Origin of the sequence: Hydrogenophaga sp., assembly GCF_051007235.1 — a bacterium.
GTDB lineage: Bacteria > Pseudomonadota > Gammaproteobacteria > Burkholderiales > Burkholderiaceae_C > Hydrogenophaga.
The window spans coordinates 1-2,801 of record NZ_JBPCSJ010000463.1 but is presented as its reverse complement, the minus strand read 5'-3'; the positions used below and the strand labels follow the sequence as shown (position 1 = coordinate 2,801).

4 protein-coding genes are annotated in these 2,801 nt (G+C 69.9%); 2 read left to right on the top strand and 2 right to left on the bottom strand.

Annotated elements, in window-relative coordinates; translation table 11 throughout:
* Window positions 1-1,173, top strand: a 1,173-nt coding sequence (locus ACR2JA_RS16475; protein ID WP_434010157.1) for a DHHA1 domain-containing protein, incomplete at its 5' end; no start/stop codon positions are given.
* Between the two features lie 3 nt (window positions 1,174-1,176).
* On the opposite strand, the gene ACR2JA_RS16470 is transcribed toward ACR2JA_RS16475, so the two are convergent.
* Complete coding sequence (locus ACR2JA_RS16470; protein WP_434010156.1) at window positions 1,177-2,118, bottom strand: pseudouridine synthase; 942 nt, start codon at window positions 2,116-2,118, stop codon at window positions 1,177-1,179.
* Between the two features lie 83 nt (window positions 2,119-2,201).
* Between ACR2JA_RS16470 and ACR2JA_RS16465 the strand changes: the two genes are divergently transcribed.
* A complete protein-coding gene (locus tag ACR2JA_RS16465; protein WP_434010155.1) occupies window positions 2,202-2,456 on the top strand; it encodes a hypothetical protein in 255 nt (84 codons plus the stop codon).
* 9 nt (window positions 2,457-2,465) lie between these two features.
* Here ACR2JA_RS16465 and trmB read toward each other — a convergent pair.
* A partial coding sequence (gene trmB / locus ACR2JA_RS16460; protein ID WP_434010154.1) for a tRNA (guanine(46)-N(7))-methyltransferase TrmB occupies window positions 2,466-2,801 on the bottom strand: 336 nt, incomplete at its 5' end.

Sequence of the window (2,801 nt, the reverse complement as noted above, 5' to 3'; positions counted from 1 at the left end):
GGCCAGCAGGGTGTCGTGGTGCTGGACACCACGCCGTTCTACGCCGAGAGCGGTGGCCAGGTGGGTGACGAGGGCGTCATCACCAGTGGTGTGGCGACGTTTGCCGTCGGCGACACGCAGAAGATCAAGGCCGACGTGTTCGGCCACCACGGTGTGGTGGAGCAGGGCACGCTGGCCGTGGGCGACACGGTCACGGCGTCGGTCAACCTCGACCAGCGCGCTGCGACCATGCGCAACCACAGCGTCACCCACCTGATGCACAAGGCCCTGCGCGAGGTGCTGGGCGCCCACGTGCAGCAGAAGGGCTCGCTGGTCGATGCCGAGAAGACGCGCTTCGACTTCACCCACAACGCGCCGGTGACCGACGACCAGATCCGAGAGATCGAGCGCCGCGTGAACGTGGAGATCGTCGCCAACGCGCCGACCCAGGCGCGTGTGATGGACATCGAATCGGCCAAGGGCACCGGCGCCATGATGCTGTTCGGCGAGAAGTACGGCGACACCGTGCGCGTGCTGGACATCGGCAGCAGCCGCGAGCTGTGCGGCGGCACGCACGTGAAGGCCACGGGCGACATCGGCTTCTTCACCATCACCGCAGAGGGCGGCGTGGCCGCCGGCGTGCGCCGCGTTGAAGCCACCACCGGCCTGACCGCGCTGCGCTACGTGCAGGGCATGGAAGACACGCTGGGCGGCGTGGCCGGCACGCTCAAGGTGGCGCCGGGCGAAGTGCCGGCCCGCGTGGGCGCGCTGCTGGACCAGATGCGCGAGCTGGAAAAGGAAATGAACGCGCTCAAGAGCCGCCTGGCTTCGGCCCAGGGCGACGAACTGGTGAGCCAGGCGGTGGATGTCAAGGGCATCAAGGTGCTGGCCGCGACGCTGGCCGGCGCCGACGCCAAGGCCCTGCGCGAGACCATGGACAAGCTCAAGGACAAGCTCAAGACCGCCGCCATCGTGCTGGCTGCCGTGGACGGTGGCAAGGTGCAGATCGCCGCGGGCGTGATGGCCGACAGCATGGGCAAGGTCAAGGCCGGCGAGCTGGTGAACTTCGTCGCCCAGCAGGTGGGCGGCAAAGGCGGCGGCAAGCCCGACATGGCCATGGCCGGTGGCACCGACGCCGCCGGTCTGCCCAAGGCGCTGGCTTCGGTGCAGGCCTGGGTGGCAGAACGCCTGTGAGTTTCAGGCGGGGCTGGGCCAGTCTAGGCTCAGCCCGCTGTCGAACCGCCGCGGCTCGCCCGTCACCGGGTCGGTGAAGGCGATGCCACGCGCCAGCAGGCGCAGCGGGTCGGCAAAATCTTCGGGCTCGTCCGGCCCGCGGCGCACGTAAGGGTAGAACTGGTCGCCCGCCAGCGGCAGCCCCAGCGCGGTCATGTGCACCCGCAGCTGGTGGCGTTTGCCGGTCACCGGTGCCAGCCGGTAGCGGGCCCAGGCGCCGCGCCGCTCCAGCAGCTCGATGCCGGTTTCGCTGTTCGCTTCCCCGTCGGTTTCCTGCATCCGGTAGAACGCCTGGGGGTCCTCGCCCATGCGGCTGCGGTGCACGCGCGGCATCGCCACCGCGGGATCGAACGGCGCGATGGCTTCGTACAGTTTGTCCACCGCCCGTTCGCGGAACAGCGCCTGGTAGGCCGCCCGGTCCTGCGGGCGCACGCTCAGCATCACCAGGCCAGCGGTTTCGCGGTCGATGCGGTGGATCGGGCTGAGCTCGGGCAGGTCCAGCCGCTGCTTCAGGCGCACCAGCAGGCTCTGCTGCACGTAGCGCCCACCGGGCGTGACCGGCAGGAAGTGCGGTTTGTCGACCACCAGCAGGTGCGCGTCCTGGTGCAGCACGGTTTCGGAAAACGGCACCACCGGTTCGGCTTCCAGCGTGCGGTAGTAGTGCAGGCGGGTGCCGCCGCGGTAGGGCGCATCGGCCGCCACGGGCTGGCCCAGCTCGTCCAGCACCTCGCCGCGGGCCAGCCGCTCGGCCCATGCCGCGCGGTCCACTCTGGACAGGCGCTGGGCCAGGAAGTCCAGCACGCTGGCCCAGGGCGCTGTGCCCGCCGGCGGCTGGGGCAGCGCCACGCAACTGGCGCTCACACCGTGTCGCATCGGAATCAAAGGGTTGCGCGGCGGGCGTGACATGTGTCCGGGCTGAAAAGTTTGGTGACAGGGCGCGGGGCGGCAGCGGGTATTCTCATGCGCTTGTTGTCCCCTGCACCCACCCCATGATCACTTTCCACCCCCGGCTGCTGTCCTCCCGCATGTGCCAAAGCGCCTCGCGCATCGCCTGTCTGGCGGTGCTGGCATCCGCCCTGGGCGGTTGCACCGTGCTGGCGGTGGCCGATGTGGCCGCTTCGGCGGTGGTGGGCACCGCCGGCCTGGTGGTGGACGCAGCGGTCGGCACTGCCCGGATCGGCGGCAAGGTCATCGGCAAGACGGCCGATGTGGTGCTGGGCTCCGACGAAAAACCGGGCGACTGAGGCGCGCGCTCAGAGCCGGCGGAACACCAGGTCCCACACCCCGTGGCCGAGCTTGAGGCCGCGGTTCTCGAACTTGGTCAGGGGGCGGTAGTCGGGCTTGGGTGCGTAACCGTTGCCACCCGCCGGTGCCGTGTTGGCCAGCAGCGGCTCGGCGCTCAACACCTCCAGCATCTGCTGGGCGTAGGGTTCCCAGTCGGTGGCCAGGTGCAGGTAGCCGCCGGGTTTGAGGTGGCGGGCCAGGCGGTTGACGAACGGCGTCTGGATCAGGCGGCGCTTGTGGTGGCGGCTCTTGTGCCAGGGGTCGGGGAAAAAGATGTGCACCCCGTCCAGGCTCTGCTCGGGCAG